General features: G+C 58.7%; 14 protein-coding genes and 2 tRNA genes. 6 read left to right on the forward strand and 10 right to left on the reverse strand.

Translation table 11 applies throughout. From position 1 onward, the window contains the following. Positions 1 to 6: 6 nt before the first annotated feature. Positions 7 to 249 (reverse strand): cyclic-di-AMP receptor, encoded by a 243-nt coding sequence (locus CAUR_RS11810; protein ID WP_012258120.1) that lies wholly within the window; start codon positions 247 to 249, stop codon positions 7 to 9. A 222-nt stretch (positions 250 to 471) separates the two neighbouring features. Here CAUR_RS11810 and CAUR_RS11815 point away from each other — a divergent pair, with 222 nt between their 5' ends. From CAUR_RS11815 to CAUR_RS21235, 3 genes are all read left to right on the forward strand, one after another. Continuing rightward, on the forward strand, positions 472 to 1,161 hold the full coding sequence (locus CAUR_RS11815; protein ID WP_012258121.1) for a phosphoribosyltransferase: 690 nt from the start codon (positions 472 to 474) through the stop codon (positions 1,159 to 1,161). Further along, positions 1,158 to 4,211, forward strand: a complete 3,054-nt coding sequence (locus tag CAUR_RS11820; RefSeq protein ID WP_012258122.1) for an ATP-binding protein — start codon at positions 1,158 to 1,160, stop codon at positions 4,209 to 4,211. The genes CAUR_RS11815 and CAUR_RS11820 overlap by 4 nt, the downstream gene beginning before the upstream one ends. A gap of 579 nt (positions 4,212 to 4,790) precedes the next feature. Beyond that, positions 4,791 to 5,039, forward strand: coding sequence for a hypothetical protein (locus tag CAUR_RS21235; protein WP_179944188.1), 249 nt, complete (start codon positions 4,791 to 4,793; stop codon positions 5,037 to 5,039). 61 nt (positions 5,040 to 5,100) lie between these two features. Here the strand turns inward: CAUR_RS21235 and CAUR_RS11835 are convergent, their stop codons facing one another. From CAUR_RS11835 to CAUR_RS11845, 3 genes are read right to left on the reverse strand one after another with little or no spacing between them, the layout of a single operon-like run. After that, positions 5,101 to 5,289 (reverse strand): hypothetical protein, encoded by a 189-nt coding sequence (locus CAUR_RS11835; protein WP_179944190.1) that lies wholly within the window; start codon positions 5,287 to 5,289, stop codon positions 5,101 to 5,103. Positions 5,290 to 5,312: 23 nt separating this feature from the next. Beyond that, positions 5,313 to 6,416: an ABC transporter ATP-binding protein gene (locus CAUR_RS11840; RefSeq protein ID WP_012258123.1), complete on the reverse strand. Its 1,104-nt coding sequence runs from the start codon at positions 6,414 to 6,416 to the stop codon at positions 5,313 to 5,315. Between the two features lie 15 nt (positions 6,417 to 6,431). Further along, positions 6,432 to 7,448 carry an ABC transporter ATP-binding protein gene (locus CAUR_RS11845; RefSeq protein ID WP_012258124.1) on the reverse strand — a complete coding sequence of 339 codons (1,017 nt, stop codon included), beginning with the start codon at positions 7,446 to 7,448 and terminating at the stop codon, positions 6,432 to 6,434. 184 nt (positions 7,449 to 7,632) lie between these two features. Here CAUR_RS11845 and CAUR_RS11850 point away from each other — a divergent pair. Both CAUR_RS11850 and CAUR_RS11855 read left to right on the forward strand, forming a co-directional pair. Then, positions 7,633 to 7,709: transfer RNA gene (locus tag CAUR_RS11850), tRNA-Ile, on the forward strand. 43 nt (positions 7,710 to 7,752) lie between these two features. Then, positions 7,753 to 7,828 (forward strand) — tRNA-Ala (locus CAUR_RS11855). Positions 7,829 to 7,908: 80 nt separating this feature from the next. Here the strand turns inward: CAUR_RS11855 and CAUR_RS11860 are convergent. The 6 genes from CAUR_RS11860 to CAUR_RS11885 all read right to left on the reverse strand — a co-directional run bounded on the left by CAUR_RS11860 (position 7,909) and on the right by CAUR_RS11885 (position 15,644). Continuing rightward, a complete protein-coding gene (locus CAUR_RS11860) occupies positions 7,909 to 8,553 on the reverse strand; it encodes an N-carbamoylsarcosine amidohydrolase (RefSeq protein ID WP_012258125.1) in 645 nt (214 codons plus the stop codon). A 173-nt stretch (positions 8,554 to 8,726) separates the two neighbouring features. After that, positions 8,727 to 10,661, reverse strand: a complete 1,935-nt coding sequence (locus tag CAUR_RS11865) for a hydantoinase B/oxoprolinase family protein (protein WP_012258126.1) — start codon at positions 10,659 to 10,661, stop codon at positions 8,727 to 8,729. 22 nt (positions 10,662 to 10,683) lie between these two features. Next, positions 10,684 to 12,729 carry a hydantoinase/oxoprolinase family protein gene (locus CAUR_RS11870; protein ID WP_012258127.1) on the reverse strand — a complete coding sequence of 682 codons (2,046 nt, stop codon included), beginning with the start codon at positions 12,727 to 12,729 and terminating at the stop codon, positions 10,684 to 10,686. Between the two features lie 45 nt (positions 12,730 to 12,774). Next, on the reverse strand, positions 12,775 to 13,728 hold the full coding sequence (locus tag CAUR_RS11875) for a hydroxymethylglutaryl-CoA lyase (RefSeq protein WP_012258128.1): 954 nt from the start codon (positions 13,726 to 13,728) through the stop codon (positions 12,775 to 12,777). Beyond that, complete coding sequence (locus tag CAUR_RS11880; protein ID WP_012258129.1) at positions 13,728 to 14,936, reverse strand: CaiB/BaiF CoA transferase family protein; 1,209 nt, start codon at positions 14,934 to 14,936, stop codon at positions 13,728 to 13,730. The genes CAUR_RS11875 and CAUR_RS11880 overlap by 1 nt, the downstream gene beginning before the upstream one ends. A gap of 6 nt (positions 14,937 to 14,942) precedes the next feature. Further along, positions 14,943 to 15,644 carry a GntR family transcriptional regulator gene (locus CAUR_RS11885; protein ID WP_012258130.1) on the reverse strand — a complete coding sequence of 234 codons (702 nt, stop codon included), beginning with the start codon at positions 15,642 to 15,644 and terminating at the stop codon, positions 14,943 to 14,945. A gap of 236 nt (positions 15,645 to 15,880) precedes the next feature. On the opposite strand from CAUR_RS11885, the gene CAUR_RS11890 reads away from it, so the two are divergent. Next, entirely contained in the window at positions 15,881 to 16,882 is a 1,002-nt protein-coding gene (locus CAUR_RS11890) for a glycosyltransferase family 2 protein (protein WP_012258131.1), read from the forward strand. The last annotated feature ends 140 nt before the right edge of the window (positions 16,883 to 17,022 follow it).

Below are 17,022 nucleotides of genomic sequence, written 5' to 3' on the forward strand. Positions count from 1 at the left end.
GATATCCTATAACCGTTCGTATCGCTCAAGATCCATCGTGATTGCCAGCGTTCCTGGCGCGGCGCGCTGAATGATCTCGTGTGCCCGATCAACCTGATTGTCTTCAACCCCAACCAGCAACGTTGTATTGCCACGGCGCAGGAAGCCACCCGTTGTCGCCAGCCGTGTCACCCGAAAACCGGCGGCAACGAGAGCATCAACGCCGGCATCCGCATGTGCATCCTCGGTTACGAAGATGATTAACTTCATACTCGCCCTTTCGTGATCTCGTAACTGTTGCTGCCGAGATTATACGGAGAGCAGCCCCGCTCGTCAATCTTTCACTATTGTTGGTGAACAATTGGTGTGCTATGATTCGTGTAACGTGATGATCTGCGTTGATAGGCAGGTACTGGATTGATGCCTGCCTGCCGTAGTAATAGCTGGTATTCATCGCGCAGTGAGATCGTCCGTTCCCTTGAGGAGGCTCCTATGCCGGTACCAGCGAGTTTCCTTCGCTTCACGGATCGCCGTGCAGCCGGACGGGCACTGGCCTGGAGTATGAGCCATTATGCCGAACGTCCTGCGCTCCAGGTGTTGGCCTTACCACGAGGTGGTGTGCCGGTGGCATACGAGGTCGCCAGGGCACTGTCGGCACCGCTCGATGTCTTGCTGGTACGCAAGCTGGGTGTGCCTGGTCAGGTCGAACTGGCGATGGGGGCCATTGCTGAAGGTGGGGTGCGGGTGCTGAATCACGAGATTATCGCCGAGTTACGGATTCCGGCGTATGTGATTGAAGAGGTGGCTGCCCTTGAGCAGGTTGAAATTGAGCGGCGTGCCCGGAGTTATCGCGGACAACGTCCGCCACCTGAGTTGCGGGATAAGACGGTTATCATTGTGGATGATGGTCTGGCAACCGGTGCGACCATGCACGCCGCAGTGGATTGTGTCCGCTTGCAACACCCACGCTGGATCGCGGTTGCGGTGCCGGTCGCCAGTAAAGAATCGGTGCAGATACTGCGGTCGGTTGCCGATGATGTTGTGGCAGTACTGGTTGTTGAACCGTTTTATGCGCTGAGTTACTGGTACAATGACTTTCGACAGACCAGTGATGACGAGGTGCGGCAGTTACTGCAAGCCGCTCAAGCAGATCACGCTGTAACCAACCACGAGGATACATGATAGTTGTTCAGCTCTTAGGGCCACCGCGCATTGTGGTTGCCGATCACGCGGTTACATTGCCGCGGCGACGGAGCCGGGCTTTGCTCTACTACCTGGCAGCTCATTCCCAACCGGTGCAACGCGAGCAGGTGCTATCTCTCTTCTGGCCTGATCACGAGCGGAGTGCGGCGCAGCAGCTTCTTCGCTCTACCCTCTACGCTATCCGTAAGACGGTTGGGGATGCGTTGGTGGCAGATGAAGAGTGGCTATCACTGGTAGCCACGGTCGATCTGCGCCAGATACAGGCGCTCATCACCGATCCACAGGTCGATGTGGCTGCATTGACGGCTGCGCTGCCGGTTGACCAGGTTGAGTTGCTGGCCGGTTTTGACCTTCCCGACTGCGAGCCGTTTCAGACCTGGCTTGAAGCTGAACGTGAGCGAACACGCCTGCTGCTTGGGCGTGGCTGGCTACGCCTTGCGCGTCTCCACGAACAGCGTGGTGCGATGACAGCAGCACTTGCCGCGCTCGATCATGCCCTGACCATTGATCCGTTGCAGGAAGATGTACAGCGCGATGCAATGCGTCTGGCGTATCTCAGTGGTGATCGGGTAGGGGCGATTCGTCGGTTTGAGCGTTTGCGCGATCTGCTTGATCAAGAGCTGGGTGTCCCACCGATGCGCGAAACGCAGGCGCTCTACGATGCAATTATTACCGATACGATTGTAACACCTACCCTGTCACCAGCCCCTGTTCGCCCGGCGTTCTCCAACGGCCCCCTGCCTTTCAGCGGGCGCGAGGCTGAATTGGCGACGTTGTACGGCGAAGTCAAACCCGGTCGGTTGGTCTTGATCGAAGGGGTGCCCGGTATTGGCAAGACACGCCTCGCAGAAGAGTTTCTGACGCAGCGCGGTGGCCTGGTCATTACCGGTGCTGCTCGTGAGCTAGAGCAGACCCTTCCCTACTTCTCCATCAACGCAGCGCTACACGCCCTGATTGCCCACCCTGAGTGGCCGCAGCTTCGCACTCAGGTGCAGCTTATGCCGATCTGGTGGAACGAATTAGGTCGTTTGTTGCCCGATCTGGCCCCGCCACCTGCTGATCCACCCAATGAAGCACGGCTCTGGGAAGCGGTAACCCGCCTGTTGATGGAACTGGCCCGTCAGACCCGCGTAAGCCTGTTGCTGGATGATCTGCAATGGGCCGATACGAGTACACTGGGGCTGCTTGGCTACCTGTTACGACGCAGTGCCGATGTCGATCTGGTTGTACTGGCAACCAGTCGTCCGCCCGAGCCGCGGAGTGCACTGGCCGGTCTGATCCGTGCGCTGGTGCGGGAAGATCGCTTCTTCCGCCTGGCGATTGATCGTCTCCCTACAACGGCAGTACTGGCGATTGCCCGTCATTTGAGTGGGCCTTTTGCCCATCCACTGGCCGATTGGTTGGAACAAAGTACTGAAGGTAATCCCTACATGATCGCCGAGCTGGTACGCTATGCGCGCACGAGTGGCTGGCTCACAGCCGACGGTATGGTTGATCTTAGAGCGTTATCATCGCAGCCGGTGGTACCGCAGACGGTGTACCATCTGATTGAAACGCGCCTGAACCGGCTTTCCGAACCGGCACGGCGGGTGCTGGATGCAGCGGTGGTGGTGGGGCGGGATTTTGATTTTAACGTGGTGGCAAAGGCCGCAGCTCTATCAGAAGAAGCGGCATTGGATGCCCTCGATGAATTGCTGGCAGCTCGCCTGGTCGTACCGCTCTCGGCTACCTGGTTTCGCTTCGACCACAGCCTGACGATGGAGGTGGTGGGGCGTGATGTTGGTGATCTACGCCGACGCATGCTACACCGGCGCGTGGGTGAAGCTATCGAGGCGCTCTACCGTGATCGGATTGATGATGTGGCCGGGCAGATTGCTTTTCATTTTGCCAGGTCTGGTTTGGTTGAACGGGCGGCGACGTATGCGCTTCGCGCTGCGGAACGCTCGGTGACCCTGGCAGCGTGGCCAGAGGCGGCAGAGTTTTATGCCCAGGCCCTGGCAGGTCTGCCCGCGAGCCAGCGTTCGGCGACACTGGTCAGGCTTGGCGAGGCACGTTTACAGGCCGGTGCACCGGCAGCCGCAGTTGATGCTTTTCGTGATGCGATTGCGGCGGCGCAGAACCCGCAGGAAGCACTCGCGGCCCGTCTGGCGCTGGCACGGGCCTTGATCCCGCAGGGACGCTACGCTGAAGTGATTGCGCTGGTCAGTCAGATTGAACCAACTGCACACCCGCACGATCAGGCCACGGCACTCTTTCTATGGGGAACAGCCCTCTCGCTTGAAGGTGCCGACCTTGCCGCAGCCACCGAACGGCTCGTGGCTGCCGCGCAGATACTGGGTGATGAGTCGACTGTTCAGCGGGCGGCACTGGCACAGGTGACGTTTGAACTCGGCAATATTGCGGCTCAGCAAGGCGATCTCGATACCGCCATTGCCCGTTACAAGCGTGCGCAGGAAATTGCAGATCAGGCCGGCGACGAGGGGATTACCTGGCGTATCCTGGCACGTAATAATCAGGCGTATCATCGCCTGCTCCGTGGGGAAGTCGATGCAGCAGCCACGATCATCAGCGAGGCCATGGCTCTCGCCGAAGAGCGGGGTATGCTGTCGTTGCAACCATACCTGCTTTCGACTGCCGGTGAGGTGGCGCTGGCCCAGAATGATCTGGAAACGGCATCTGCCCGGTTCCAACAAGGGTTGGCTTTAGCGACGCAGTTGAATATTCCCGAACGAGTGGCTGGTATCACGGCGAATGTGGGTCTGGTCGCCTTGCGGCGCGGTGAAACAACGTGCGCTGTACACTACCTTTCGTCGGCGCTGGCGCAGGCCGATACGTTAGGGGCGCGTCATCTGGCAGCCCAGATTCGGATCTGGCTGGCACCACTGCTACCTCCCGCCGAAGCGCGGGTGATACTCGCCGAAGCGCAAGAGATTGCCGAGGTTGGTGGCCGGCGTCGCTTGCTGGCGGCCATCAAAGAAGTTCGGGCACGGATGGTGGAAGAAGTCATGGCTCACGGGCGAGGTGATTGACATAATGTTGCATCTAATAATGCATGGCACGTGATCCAGGATGTACCCTTGCGCCATACCCTTGCCGCTTCCCTCGTATAGCAATGTGAACGGGCAGATGTATCGGGGCGGGTTGGGCACCGGTCGGGGCGGGTTGGGCACCGGTCGGGGCGGGTTGGGCACCGGTCGGGGCGGGTTGGGTACCGGTCGGGGCGGGTTGGGTACCGGTCGGGGCGGGTTGGGTACCGGTCGGGGCGGGTTGGGTACCGGTCGGGGCGGGTTGGGTACCGGTCGGGGCGGGTTTGGAACCCGCCCCTACTGGTGGTCATATGCGACATGTCCCACTTTCACCTGCACCCGGTGGGTGTGAGAACTGGCGGTGCCGGATGATTCCCGCTGGCGCGAGCTGAACTGGGTTCAGTGGTGAGCGCACCGGAGGCGCACGCTCCCAGGTTTGATAACACCGACGATGGTCGTCAAGGCACGTTTAATGCTCGTGCGAGATGCTCTTCACCTTGCCGGCATCGGCAGCAATGCGTGCGGCCGTCAGGGTCAACAGCGTGCCACGTGCCTGGCACGAAGCACGGCTGGTGCGGCAGCATGGCTGCCGCACTCCAAACGCTACGACACGCGCATAACGAGCGGGTAAGGCAACCAATCCAGTGCGTGATGACACCGACGATGGTTGTCAATGCACGTTTAATGCTCGTGCGAGATGCTCTTCACCTTGCCGGCATCGGCAGCAATGCGTGTGGCCGGCAGGGTCAACAGCGTGCCACGCGCCTGGCACGAAGCACGGCTGTGCGGCAGCATGGCTGCCGCACTCCAAACGCTGCGACACGCGCATAACGAGCGGGTAAGGCAACCAATCCAGTGCGTGATGACACCGACGATGGTTGTCAATGCACGTTTAATGCTCGTGCGAGATGCTCTTCACCTTGCCGGCATCGGCAGCAATGCGTGTGGCCGGCAGGGTCAACAGCGTGCCACGCGCCTGGCACGAAGCACGGCTGGTGCGGCAGCATGGCTGCCGCACTCCAAACGCTGCGACACGCGCATAACGAGCGGGTAAGGCAACCAATCCAGTGCGTGATGACACCGATGATGGTCGTCAATGCACGTTTAATGCTCGTGCGAGATGCTCTTCACCTTGCCGGCATCGGCAGCAATGCGTGCGGCGACGGCCTCGGCTTGCTTGCGTGCCACTTCCGGCATCAGCGTGATACTTTCGCGTGCACGCCAGCATGCGGCAAAATGGCCATTTCCGTAATCCACGAAGGGCGGTTCTTCTTCTTTGCACTTTTGAATGGCAATCGGGCAGCGGGTGTGAAAATGGCATCCAGGTGGCGGATTGAGCGGACTGGGTACGTCACCCTCAAGAATGATCCGGCGTCGCTGCTTTTCCACTTTCGGGTCGGGAATTGGTACCGCCGAGAGCAGTGCCTGGGTGTATGGATGGAGTGGCATCGAATAGAGCTTTGGCCCTTCGGCCAGTTCGACCACCTTACCCAGGTACATCACCGCTACCCGGTCAGAGATATGGTTGACCACACTCAAGTCGTGGGCGATGAAGAGGTACGTCAGACCGAGTTTGTCCTGCAATTCTTCCAGCAAATTGACCACCTGGGCCTGGATGGAGACATCGAGCGCGGATACCGGCTCGTCACAGACCACAAAGTCTGGTTCGACGGCCAGCGCACGGGCAATACCAATCCGTTGACGTTGCCCACCGGAGAATTCGTGTGGGTAGCGATTCGCGAAGGCGGGGTTTAAGCCAACCAGATGCAGCAATTCTTCGACCCGTTCACGCACGGCGCGCCCTTCGCGTAGTTTGTGAACCCGGATCGGTTCGGCAATAATATCACCAACCGTCATGCGCGGGTTGAGCGAGGCGTAGGGGTCCTGGAAGATCATCTGCACCCGACGCCGCATCTGGCGTAGCGCATTTCCCTTCAGTTTGGTTAGATCGGTACCTTCAAACAACACTTGACCGCTGGTTGGTCGGTACAATTGCAGAATTGCACGTCCGGTTGTACTCTTGCCACATCCCGACTCGCCGACCAGACCGAGCGTTTCGCCGCGTTTGATACTAAAGCTCACCCCATCGACCGCCTTGACCGTACCAACCCGTCGTTGGAAGATAATTCCGCGCGTTACCGGGAAGTACATACGGAGATCTTTGATCTCGATGAGGTATTCACCGGATGATTGTTTCAGCGTAGTCATGCATCGCCTCATCTATCAAGCCGCCACATCGGTGGTCATCGTTCGCGGAACAGGTGTCTCTAGCGTAATGTCGAAATGACAGGCCGCTCGATGATCGGTGCCAACGCTGCGTAATTCCGGCACGCTTGCCAGGCACTCTTCACGTGCATAATCACAGCGTGGACTGAAGGGGCAAATAGGGGGAAGGTCGATCAAATTGGGTGGAAGACCCCGAATGGGTGTCAGGCGACGACCACGCTCTTCATCGAGCCGCGGAATTGAACGGAGCAATCCAATCGTGTATGGCATCCGTGGATTGGCAAAGATCTCGCTCGTTGGTCCCTCTTCGACCACCTTGCCGGCATACATTACCGTGACACGGTCAGTCATACCGGCGACCACGCCGAGATCGTGGGTGATCAGAATAACCGCTGTCTCAAGCTCTTCACGCAGGCGGTTGATCAACTCAAGGATTTGGGCCTGGATCGTCACATCGAGGGCAGTGGTAGGCTCGTCGGCAATGAGTAATTCAGGATTGCACGACAGCGCCATTGCAATCATCACCCGTTGCCGCATGCCACCCGAAAACTGATGCGGATAATTGTCGAGGCGCTTGCTGGCCGAGGGAATCCCGACCATATCAAGCAACTCAATGGCCCGGTCACGTGCCTCTTTTTTGCTCAACTTGAGATGCAATTCAAGCGACTCGGTAATCTGACGCCCTACCGTCAAGACAGGATTGAGTGATGTCATGGGGTCTTGAAAGATCATCGCGATCCGATTCCCGCGGATGTGGCGCATCTCCTCTTCGCTGGCCTGGAGCAGGTCTTCGCCGTCAAATAAAATTTGCCCGCCGACAATCTTGCCCGGCGGACTGGGAATCAGGCGCATAATGGAGAGCGATGTAACCGACTTACCGCACCCCGACTCGCCCACGATGCCGAGGGTTTCGCCGCGATTGACATAAAAAGAAACACCGTCAACTGCTTTGACGATGCCGTCCTGCGTGTGAAAATAGGTGCGCAGGTCACGAACTTCTAGCAATGGAGCCATACATTAATCCTCTGTTACGGTGTCGCACTGAATTTCTGGCGAACGTGACCATGCCTCTGCTTTGTTATGTTTACCTTTTCCTGTGCGGATGTTGGGGATAGTACCACAAGAAACCGGTTACTGTCAAGGATTTCGCATGACTTGACATGATCCCCAGGCTGTGCTATACTCTTCGGCGTTGTGAGGGCGTATAGCTCAGCAGGTTAGAGCGCAATCCTGATAAGATTGAGGTCGGTGGTTCGAGTCCACCTACGCCCACCAACCAGGAGAGAATAGAGAATGTCTCTCTATTCTCTCTTATTTTGGGGCGATAGCTCAGTTGGTAGAGCGTCTGCTTTGCACGCAGAAGGTCAGGGGTTCGAATCCCCTTCGCTCCACCACAATTCATCTCCCCCCTCCTGCTGTGCTGAAGGTCGTGGTTATGCCACGGCCTTTGGTTTTTTTGACGCAGCATACGCTCTCAGCCGGCAAACTGCTGCAAGTACGCCAGTACCTCGCTCACGCTGACCACATCACCGTATTTGCCATCGATGTCGAAGAGGTTGGCGAGGTGGGGTTCCGGAGCGCGATCACCGACACACTCACGGGGTACAATGACCCGAAATCCGTGTTGCATGCCGTCAACTGCACTGGCCCGAATGCAGCCACTGGTCGAACAGCCGATCATGATCAGTGTGTCAATCCGTAATGCGGTTAACGTTGCGGCAAGATGGGTACCGAAGAAGGCGCTGGCATACTTCTTTTCGATCACCAGATCATCTGGTTGCGGCGCAAGTTCATCGACGATGGCGATAAGCGGTGATTCGTGGGTGAGCTGGCGGAGTGCCGGTACTTTCTGGACGAAGATACCACCATCACGGCCATCACTGGCGTAAGCGACCGTGGTGTAGATGATGGGGATCGCCGCTGCACGAGCTGCTGCCAGCAGTGGTTGACTGGCCCGCACCGCGTCGGGTACGCCTGGCGCAGCGTAGAGGGGCGATCCGGGCGTGGTGTAGGCTTTGATGAAGTCGATAACCAGTAAAGCCGGCGAGGTGCCAAAGCCGACCCGTCCGGCCAGGCCGTGCCGGCGGTAGTCGGCGGTGAGATGATCGTAATCGGCCATGAACAATATCCTCCTTCCGCCAGATACGGGGGAGAGGGTGCAGGAAATAATTGCTTGAACCGCTGTGAAAGCTCTCTAGTTATGCTGCCGAACAGCAGAGGCTGGGGTGACAGGCAGCGGGATGGTACCATCCCCTGGTGGATATCCTGTCACCCCCATAATTCTGGCAACTATCAGTCGGCAGTTACAGCCTGCTGCTGCGCCGACGCCATTCGCTCGCGGCGAGCGGCGCGAGCCATGGCCCAGCGTACCGGTTGCGGCTTGCGCGGTGCCGGGAGACCGGTTTCGGCTTCGGCATTGGCCAGCAATTCTTCCAGCGGTGGCCCGAAGTCAAAGCCTTTAATTTCGCCGCGTGCTGCTGCCAGTTCGGCGCGTTTGGCTTCGGTAGCTGCCTCGTCAATCGTGAGATCGTCGCGGAGGACGACGCCGTAATCGTTCAGCGCCTTTTCGCGGCTTACCAATCCGTAACGCACGTCGCGCTGTACTGCCTCTGGTGGCCGGGTGAGCGGGTCTTTCCAGCCGCCACCACCGGCAGTCCGATACACCAGTTGATCTCCCGGCTCGACCGCGATCTGGTCGCACTTGCTGGGCAAGACCTGGCGGGTGCCGTCGGTGCGGATCAGCAGCTTGCTCGAACGACTCCCCGGCTTGCCGCCGACGTTGCCCCACGGTGGCGTCAGCCAGCGGTCATCGTGGATCGAAATCTCACCCGGTTCAAGGAAGGTGTAAATCTTCTCGATCCCGTTTCCTCCGCGATGGAAACCGGCACCGCCTGAGTCCATGATGCTGGTGTAACGCTCGATACGGATCGGGTAGTAGCTCTCCAGATATTCGGTGGGGATGTTGGTGAACAACGGCCACCACGAGTGTCCGTCCATACCGTCGCCAATTGGGCGACCGGGAATCCCACCGTAGTTGATCTCCATCAGATAGAAGAACTCGCCATCCTTATCATAGCCTGAGTAGAGCAGGTAGGGTGAGGTGCCATAACCGGCGGCGGTTGTGAATTCAGGCGCTCGCTTGGCCAGCGCACCGCCGAGCACATCGAACAGGCGTGTCAAGGCGTGGGTACGACAGCCGAGTGCTGCCGGGAATTCGGGCTGGATCAGGCTGCCCTTCGGCATGGTGACGTGCAGCAGCGGGTAGAAGCCGTCGTTGAACAGGATTTGAGGGTCGAAGACCATGATCAGGTAGACGCCGATGAACATCTTGAACATCGACTCGTTGAGGTAGAAGTTGATCGGCCCCATCGCCTGGGGATCGGTGCCTGTCCAGTCGAAGTAGGCTTCGTGGCCTTCACGCCAGATGGTTAGCTTCATCTTGAACGGCCCATTACCGAGACCGTCGTCGTCAACGTAATCTTCAAACGACTGTGGCTCTTCGGGCAGGTTGCGCACGATCAGTTCCTTCATCGCCCGGTAGGTGCGGTCGAGGAGCGCCTGCGTAGCCGCCAGATAGACATCTTTACCGAAGCGATTGCACAGCTCGATCACGCGCTTCTCGGCGGTGCGGCAACTGGCAATAATCGCCATCAGGTCGGCGCGATTCATTTCAGGCTGGCGAACGTTGTTGAGCATAATGTCGAGGACTGCCCGGTTGAGCTTCCCGCGCTCGTAGATTTTGACCGGCGGCAGCCGCAAACCTTCGCCGAAGATGGTCGTCGCCGTAGTCGGCAGTGAGCCGGGCAATGGCCCGCCGACATCCTGGGCATGGCCGAACATGCTTGCCCAGCCGACCAGTTCCCGCTCATCGCCTTCGCCGTAGAAGATGGGCAGCATCACCAGCAAATCGTTGATATGGCTGATGGCACCACCACAGAGGTATGGATCGGAGAGCAGAATAACATCGCCCGGTTCGATGGTCTGATCCCAGTTGTCGAGCAGGCCGGCGATGTACGAGCCGAATTGACCAACGACCATCCGCCCGTGCGGATCGGTGATCATCGGAAACTGATCGTGCTGTTCGCGGATCACCGGACTCATTGCTGTGCGGTAAAGCACAGCATCCATCTCATAGCGCGTATTCTTGAGCGCATTCTCGATAATATCGAGCGTCACCGGATCGATCTCGATCTGGGGGATCGTCGCAATTTTGAGATTGGTCGCCATAGATTCTCCTCGCTGTAGCAGTTTAACTGCGGTTGATCAGAAGGTTGAAGTAGCGATCAACGGTTGCCGTATGGCCGGGTAGTACCACCGTAGTGCTGTCAACCTCGGTAATAATCGCCGGCCCCTCGACCTGCATTCCCGGACGCAGCTTGTTGCGGTCGTAGAGTTTTGCCGTGATCCATTCACCGTGGCGGTAGATTTGATGATCGCCGCTGTAAGCACTGCTGGCATCTGGGTCACCCGGTTCGGCTTCGGGCAGCTCAACTTTCGTCACGCGCCCAATCCCGACTGCGCGCAGGTTCACAATTTCCACGTTGCTGTCGAGCATAAAACCGTAGGTGCGGTCGTGCAGTTCGTTGAAGCGTTGCACCAGGATCGGGATCAGGTCTTGATCGAATTCGGCTTCGCTGACGGCAATCGGCATCTCGTAGCCCTGTCGGTAGTAGCGCATATCAACGAAGTAGCGAATCTCCTGGCGGGATGGCGGGATCGCCTCTTCACTCAGCATTGCCTGCGCTTCACGCCCCAGATCGCGCAGCATACCGACCATCTCTTCCTGGTCAACCCTATCAACGGTGCGGATGTAGGTGCGGGCAAACTCATCACGGTAATCGGCGCTCAGGTCTCCGAGGGCGCAGAGCAGACCGGGTGCGGGTGGCACAATCACCGGATAACAACCGAGGAGTTCGGCCAGGGCGTTGCCGTGGAGTGGCCCGGCGCCACCGAAGGCCATCAGCGCAAACTGGCGCGGATCAAACCCGCGCTGCACACTGACCAGGCGGAGGGCACCGAACATATTTTCGTTCACGATGCGCAGAATCCCTTCGGCTGCGGCCATCAGACTCAACCCGGTGGCATCGGCGATCTTCTGAACGGCAGCCCTGGCTGCGGCGACATCGAGCTGCATTGCCCCGCCGAGAATGCTCGGTGGCAAATACCCACAGACCAGATTGGCATCGGTCACCGTCGGTTCGGTACCACCTTTTCCGTAGCAGGCCGGACCGGGCACCGCTCCGGCGCTCTGTGGTCCAACCCGCAACGCTCGCGTCAGGGCAGGCACGTGAGCAATCGAACCGCCACCGGCACCAACCGAGCGCACATCAACCGAAGGAACTTTTACCGGAAAGTAGCCGAGCACCGTCTCGCGGGCGATATTGGGTTCCCCCATACAGAGCGAAACGTCGGTTGACGTACCACCCATATCGAAGGTCAGAATATTGGGATACCCGGCGCGCAACGCGATATGCAACGCTCCGGCTACACCACCGGAAGGACCGGAGAGAAGGGTATAGACCGGATTCTCCTCGGTCGTTTCGGCAGTCATCAAACCGGCATCGGAGCGCAGAATATTGAGTTTCGCCTGCACGCCCTGTTGGCGCAGGTGCTGATCGAGATTGTGGACGTAGGTTTTGACCTTGGGTTTGACATACGCATTCATGGTCGCGGTAAGCGTGCGCTCGTACTCGCGAAACTCCGGCAGTACATCGTAAGAGATGGTAACCGGGAGCTGGGGGGCAATGCGTTGCGCAATCGCTTTCAGGCGACGCTCGTGGTCGGGGTTGGCATACGAATTGATCAGCGAGATGGTCAGTGACTCGATACCGGAAGCGACCAGTTCGCGGATCACCTCTTCGGCCTGGGCTTCGTCAAGGGGGCGAACCACCTCGCCACGGGCACTCATGCGTTCGCGTACCTCGCGGGTGTCGGCAAGGGTTGCCGGTGGTTCGGGCTTGATCATAATCATCCAGCCGGCAAGTGGGCCGGGCGTTTGTGAGCGGGCAAGATGCAGGATTTGCTTAAACCCTTCGGTAGTGATCAGTCCAACTCGTGCGCCTTTGCCTTCGAGAATAACATTGGTCGCGACGGTTGTGCCGTGCATGATCTGCGCTACCTGCGACGGAGCAATCCCGGCTTGCTGGCAAATCGCCGCGATCCCGGACAGCACCGCCTCTGACGGATCGTGCGGTGTGGATGGGGTCTTGTAGCGCCAGTAGCGTCCGCTCTCCTCATCGAAGAGCATCAGGTCGGTGAACGTTCCACCAACATCGACTCCAATGCGATAACTCATGTCTCCATTCCTCCCGATAAAACCACGTACTCCCCGGACAGTAGCTTATGACAGGTAGGGTGCCATTGACACCACCTGCGGATAGACCGGCCCGGCCTTCCCGACCAGTGCCGGCAAGGGGCGGCCAAGTGTGGCACTGAGCCAGTCGGATGCAGCAATGAGCGCCGACAGATCGATCCCGGTTGGTACCCCAAGACCGTTGAAGAGATGCACCAGGTCCTCGCTGGCGATATTGCCTACTGCGCGCGGTGCGAATGGGCAGCCGCCGATCCCACCGAGCGCAGCATCGAACGAACGAATACCGACCTGCCAGGCGGCGAAGGCGTTAGCATAACCGGTATTGCGCGTATTGTGCAGATGGAGCGTCACTGTGACATCGGGGATGCGATCTAGAATCGTCCGACACAATGCCGCAACCTGTGTCGGTACTGCCATCCCGGTCGTATCGGCCAGAATGATCTCGCCGGCACCAATATCGACAGCGTGTTCGGCAATCGCACGAACCCGTTCGGGTGAAACATAGCCATCGAACGGACACCCAAAGGCGGCACCAATTGCCACCCCGAACGTGAGACCATCACGTCGAATATTGAGCGCGAAGCGGCTGAATTCAATCAGCGACTCGGCGGTTGTGCGCTTAAAGTTTGCCCGATTCAGACCATCACTGGCGGCCAGCACCAGCCGCACGTGGCGTAGTCCGGCGGCAGCGGCCAGTTCATAGCCGCGCTGGTTGGGGACAAGGGCGGTAAAACGGAAGAGATCATTCGTGGTACGGGCAGCCAGATTATGACCACGTTCAATCAACATCCGTGCAATCTGATCAATTCCGGCCATCTGCGGCACCTGACGCGGGTTAACAAACGAACCGATCTCGATCCGTGGCACACCGGCTGCGAGCAGGCGCTCGATCAACTCAACCCGGGTGGCCGGCTCTAACACGTCAGGCTCGTTCTGCAACCCATCACGGGGTGCGACGTCAACAATCGTTACTGCTTCCATCAAATCACCCGCTTCGCTTGCAGCATTGCCAGATCATCCTCCGTCAGACCAAGCAGATCGGTAAAGATTTCGCGATTGTGCTGACCGAGCGCAGGACCGGTCCAATCCACTCCGCCGGGGGTGGCTGACAGCCGTGGTACCACATTCTGCATCTTGATCTCGCCCAAATCGGGATCGTGGACGCCGATAATTGATTGGCGAGCGATAAAATGCGGATCGGAGAGCATCTCTTTCGCGGTGTAGATGCGACCGGCAGGGACGCCGTATTCGTCCATCATGACCTGCAACTGGTCGGCGGTATAGTTCAACGTCCAGGCTGCAATCAGATCATCAAGTTCGGCCTGATGCTCACCCCGTGCCTGGTGAGTTGCGAAGCGCGGATCGGTAGCCAGTTCGGGCTGGCCCATAGCCTGGGCGAGACGGGTGAAGATGGTATCGGCGTTCGCCCCAATCACAAACCAGCTTCCATCAGCCGTTGGGTAGATGTTTGAGGGGGCAACATTAGGGAGAATGTTCCCGGTGCGCTCACGGATATGGCCGGTCAATTGATACTCAGGGATCATACTCTCCATCAGGGCCAGCACACCCTCGTAGATACCAATATCAACCACCTGCCCCTGTCCACTGCGTTGACGCTGATGCAGCGCAACCAGGGCACCCAGCGCAGCAAACGTAGCCGCCAGCGAGTCGCCGATACTGATCCCGATCCGGGTGGGCGGACGATCCGGAAAGCCCGTAATCGCCCGAATCCCCCCCATTGCCTCGCCAATCGAACCGAAGCCGGCCTTATCGCGGTAAGGACCGGTCTGACCAAACCCGCTCACCCGGATCATAATCAGACCGGGATTGAGCGCGTGTAACTCTTCCCATCCCAGCCCCCACTCTTCAAGCGTACCGGGGCGAAAATTCTCCAGCACCATATCCACGTGGGGCACCAGGCGCTTGACCAACGCCTGTCCTTCGGGTGTGCGCAAATCAATCGTAATCGACTTCTTATTACGGGCTAACACCGGCCACCAGAGCGTGCGCCCTTTGTAGCGGTGGCGCCCCCATTCGCGCATCGGATCACCCTTGCCGGGAGGTTCGACCTTGATCACTTCAGCGCCGAAATCGGCCAGCAACTGACCACAGAACGGCCCGGCCAGAAATGCACCCAATTCCAGCACCCGAACATCATCGAGTGGTCGTGGTGGACGTTGGGAACTCACGATAGCTTACTCCTCGCCGGACGCGGCCGTCTCTTCCGCACTCCGGCTCTGCAACAGAACATCTCGACCGTAAAAAATGTGTTCGCGCATCATTGCGCGGGCGCGGTCACCATCACCGAGTCGCAGCGCATTGAGGATACTGCGGTGAAAGAAATTGGAAATCTGGCGCTGATCAGGCTGATACCAGTAGAACGAGCGAAACTGCAACGGAACCGCCACAATCTGGTTGAGCATCGTGATCAGGCGCTGATTCCCGGCAGCCTCGGCAATGGTCTGGTGAAAAACAGCATTGTGTTCGACCAGAAAATGCACTTCGTCCTGACGCCGCTCGAAAGTCAGCGTAAGTGACTGTTCGAGAGCGGTTGCCGCCATCTCCATCCGGGCAAGCTGTTCGGCGGTAATCCGCCGGGCAGCCAGATAGGCTGCGTGCCCCTCAAGCAAGGCGCGCAAATCATACATTTCGATCAAGTCATCAACGGTAAAACTACGCGCCACAGCGCCACGATTGGGAAAAATCTGCACCAGCCCTTCGGCGGCGGCGCGCACCAATGCCTGCCGCACCGGCGTCCGACTCACGCCAAGGTCTTGCGCCAGCCGTTCTTCGATCAGGCGCGAGCCGGGAGGATAATGCCCCTCTATTAACAGTCGGCGTAGCCGCTGGTAGACCTGGTCGGCAGAAGTTTCATCAGTTGTATACAATTTGTTCATTACAATAGATTGTAGTAGTATGCCGTAAAAGATGGCCGTCGCTAATGAGCAAAGATAGCCCTTCGCAATCGGGTAAAAGCTATGCTAAACAGTTATAATATCTATGCCGTTAGAGGATTGTATACAATATAGCAGAATAGCCGTGCCCTGTCAAGCGATGATCGTATACAACATCGGTCGTTTGATTGGTATAATGCGGGGCAGCACGCAACCATCGCAACCCGACGAGCGCATCTATGAGTCATACCCGTCCGCCGATTGCCGTTGTCATTCCAACCTATCACGCACTACGCTTTCTTCCGGCATGCCTGAGCGCTATCCAGGCTCAAATGCTTCCCCACGATGAGATCGTGCTGGTTGACAATCGTTCGCGTGATCGGGCCGGGGATTGGGTACGCAGCTATTTTCCGACCGTCCGCGTCATTGCATTGCCGTACAACGCCGGCTTTGCCGGTGGGGTCAATGCAGGGATTGCGGCAACCCAGACCGATCTGATAATGCTGATCAATGACGATGCGTTGGCTGAGCCGGGTTGTGTTGATGCGCTCTGGGCAGCCCTGCGTGATCATCCGCAGGCGGGATGGGCAGCGGGAGTGTTGACCTTCAGCCGCCGGCCACAGATCGTTGCCGGTGCCGGGATTCGGTTCCACGCCGATGGGATTGCTACCGACTATGCCCTTGGTATGGCTGTAACCCAACTGCCGACCAATCCTCAACCCATCTTCGGTGCCAGTGGCGGGCTTGCCCTGCTACGGCGGACGATGATCACCGATACCGGCCTGTTTGCCGATTTCTTCAGTTACCTGGAAGATGCCGATCTGGCCTGGCGCGCCCGTCTGCGGGGCTGGGAGTGTGTGCTGGCCCCTACCGCCCGTGCCCGCCATGTCTACTCGGCGACTGCCGGCATGTTCAGCCCGCTCAAACAGCGCCTGCTGGGCCGCAACCGGCTGCGCATGGTGATCCGCTGCCTGCCCACGCCACTCCTCCTTGCCTGCCTGCCGTCGATCCTGGCCTACGACGTGCTGGCGGTCACCTATGCCGTGCTGCGTCGGCAACCCGACATGCTGGCCGGCAGACTCATGGCGCTGGCTGAATGGCCACAGCTTCTGCACCAGCGCCGACACATTCAAGCGCGCCGCACGGCACCGCTCGGTGAACTGGCACGCTGGATCGAACCGCCGCTGGGTCTCGTCGGTACGTGGCGGGTGCGGCGGCAGTTGGGGGGAGGGAGGAGATAGGAGATAGAAGATAGGAGATAGGAGATAGGAGATAGGGGATAGGAGATAGGAGATAGGGGATAGGAGATAGGGGATAGGAGATAGGGGATAGGGGATAGGAGAGAGATTAGGAGAGAGATTAGGAGAGAGGAGGGAGGGGA

The sequence above is a fragment of the Chloroflexus aurantiacus J-10-fl genome, from assembly GCF_000018865.1.
GTDB classification, from domain to species: domain Bacteria; phylum Chloroflexota; class Chloroflexia; order Chloroflexales; family Chloroflexaceae; genus Chloroflexus; species Chloroflexus aurantiacus.

Excerpts from the sequence above, each read along its gene's own strand:
- CAUR_RS11810 (WP_012258120.1), bottom strand. The coding sequence starts at position 249 with ATGAAGTTAATCATCTTCGTAACCGAGGATGCACATGCGGATGCCGGC.
- CAUR_RS11815 (WP_012258121.1), top strand. The coding sequence starts at position 472 with ATGCCGGTACCAGCGAGTTTCCTTCGCTTCACGGATCGCCGTGCAGCC.
- CAUR_RS11820 (WP_012258122.1), top strand. The coding sequence starts at position 1,158 with ATGATAGTTGTTCAGCTCTTAGGGCCACCGCGCATTGTGGTTGCCGAT.
- CAUR_RS21235 (WP_179944188.1), top strand. The coding sequence starts at position 4,791 with ATGGCTGCCGCACTCCAAACGCTACGACACGCGCATAACGAGCGGGTA.
- CAUR_RS11840 (WP_012258123.1), bottom strand. The coding sequence starts at position 6,416 with ATGACTACGCTGAAACAATCATCCGGTGAATACCTCATCGAGATCAAA.
- CAUR_RS11845 (WP_012258124.1), bottom strand. The coding sequence starts at position 7,448 with ATGGCTCCATTGCTAGAAGTTCGTGACCTGCGCACCTATTTTCACACG.
- CAUR_RS11860 (WP_012258125.1), bottom strand. The coding sequence starts at position 8,553 with ATGGCCGATTACGATCATCTCACCGCCGACTACCGCCGGCACGGCCTG.
- CAUR_RS11865 (WP_012258126.1), bottom strand. The coding sequence starts at position 10,661 with ATGGCGACCAATCTCAAAATTGCGACGATCCCCCAGATCGAGATCGAT.
- CAUR_RS11870 (WP_012258127.1), bottom strand. The coding sequence starts at position 12,729 with ATGAGTTATCGCATTGGAGTCGATGTTGGTGGAACGTTCACCGACCTG.
- CAUR_RS11875 (WP_012258128.1), bottom strand. The coding sequence starts at position 13,728 with ATGGAAGCAGTAACGATTGTTGACGTCGCACCCCGTGATGGGTTGCAG.
- CAUR_RS11885 (WP_012258130.1), bottom strand. The coding sequence starts at position 15,644 with ATGAACAAATTGTATACAACTGATGAAACTTCTGCCGACCAGGTCTAC.
- CAUR_RS11890 (WP_012258131.1), top strand. The coding sequence starts at position 15,881 with ATGAGTCATACCCGTCCGCCGATTGCCGTTGTCATTCCAACCTATCAC.